This window comes from Pseudomonas sp. AGC41, assembly GCF_057334555.1.
The window spans coordinates 37,174-38,706 of sequence record NZ_JBHFJB010000045.1; the positions used below are offsets into that span (position 1 = coordinate 37,174).

At 63.0% G+C, this 1,533-nt stretch carries 2 protein-coding genes; one reads left to right on the forward strand and one right to left on the reverse strand.

Annotated elements, in window-relative coordinates:
• Window positions 1-593, reverse strand: a 593-nt coding sequence (locus tag ACE04F_RS08815) for a pyridoxal-phosphate dependent enzyme (RefSeq protein WP_486105944.1), incomplete at its 3' end; no start/stop codon positions are given.
• A gap of 180 nt (window positions 594-773) precedes the next feature.
• Here ACE04F_RS08815 and rpiA point away from each other — a divergent pair.
• Window positions 774-1,448, forward strand: a complete 675-nt coding sequence (rpiA, locus tag ACE04F_RS08820) for a ribose-5-phosphate isomerase RpiA (protein ID WP_486105946.1) — start codon at window positions 774-776, stop codon at window positions 1,446-1,448.
• Window positions 1,449-1,533: the final 85 nt, after the last annotated feature.

Sequence of the window (1,533 nt, forward strand, 5' to 3'; positions counted from 1 at the left end):
CTGATCTCGGGGCGCAGGTATTTCACATAGGCCGCGATCCCGGCAATCAGCCCGCCCCCGCCCACCGGGACGAATATCGCATCGAGGCGCCCGGGATGCTGACGGAGAATTTCCATCGCCACGGTGCCCTGCCCGGCGATGGTATGGGGATCGTCGTAGGGATGGATGTAGACGTAGCCCTTTTCGTCGACCAGCTTCAGCGAATAGGCCAGAGCCTCGGGGAACGAGTCGCCATGCAACACCACTTTGCCGCCACGGGAGCGTACGCCTTCGACCTTGATCTCTGGGGTGGTCTTGGGCATGACGATGGTGGCTTTGACGCCCAGCACCTTGGCCGCCAGCGCCAGGCCCTGGGCGTGGTTGCCGGCCGAGGCCGTGACCACGCCGCGGGCGCGCTCTTCGTCGCTGAGCTGGGTCAGCTTGTTGTAGGCCCCGCGAATCTTGAACGAGAACACCGGCTGCAGGTCTTCACGCTTGAGCCAGACGTCGTTGCCCAGCCGCTCGGAGAGCTGGCGAGCGGTCTGCAACGGGGTTTCAACGGCAACGTCATAAACGCGCGAGGTGAGGATCTTCTTGACGTACTGTTCGAGCATCGGAAAGCATCACTGAGCGGGTTGGGCAGGGCCAGGGAGTCTAACCCGGCTTTTGGCCGGGCGACCACACGAATTAAGGCACTTGCCACACTGGATCTGTGCCAAACAGGCAATGACCAAGGCTGCTCCGACGCCTATAATGCCGGCCTTTCGTTCCCTCTCGGCACCTTCGGAGCCCGCATGACCCAGGATCAACTCAAACAGGCCGTGGCCCAGGCCGCCGTCGACCTCATCCTCCCGAAGCTGGATGACAAGAGCATCGTCGGGGTCGGCACCGGCTCTACTGCCAATTGCTTCATCGACGCGCTGGCGCAACACAAGGGTGCGTTCGATGGCGCGGTCGCCAGCTCCGAAGCCACCGCCGCGCGCCTCAAGGGCCACGGGATCCCGGTGTACGAGCTCAACACCGTGAGCGACCTGGAGTTCTACATCGACGGCGCCGATGAAAGCGATGCGCACCTGAACCTGATCAAGGGCGGTGGCGCTGCACTGACCCGCGAGAAGATTGTCGCGGCAGTCGCCAAGACTTTTATCTGCATCGCCGACGCCAGCAAGCTGGTGCCGGTGCTCGGCGCGTTCCCGCTGCCGGTGGAAGTTATCCCCATGGCCCGCAGCCACGTTGCCCGCCAGCTGGTGAAACTGGGCGGTGACCCGGTGTATCGCGAAGGTGTGCTGACCGACAACGGCAACATTATCCTGGACGTCCACAACCTGCAGATCAGCAACCCGGTCGAGCTGGAAAGCCAGATCAACGCCATTGTCGGCGTGGTCACCAACGGCCTGTTCGCCGCACGTCCGGCGGATGTGCTGCTGCTGGGGACTGCTGACGGGGTGAAGACCCTGCGGGCTGAATAACCGATTCTTTGAGCGGTATCAGTCCCGGTGGGAGCGAGCCTGCTCGCGAAGCGGTCTGTCCGACACATTATGTGTTGTCTGGCAT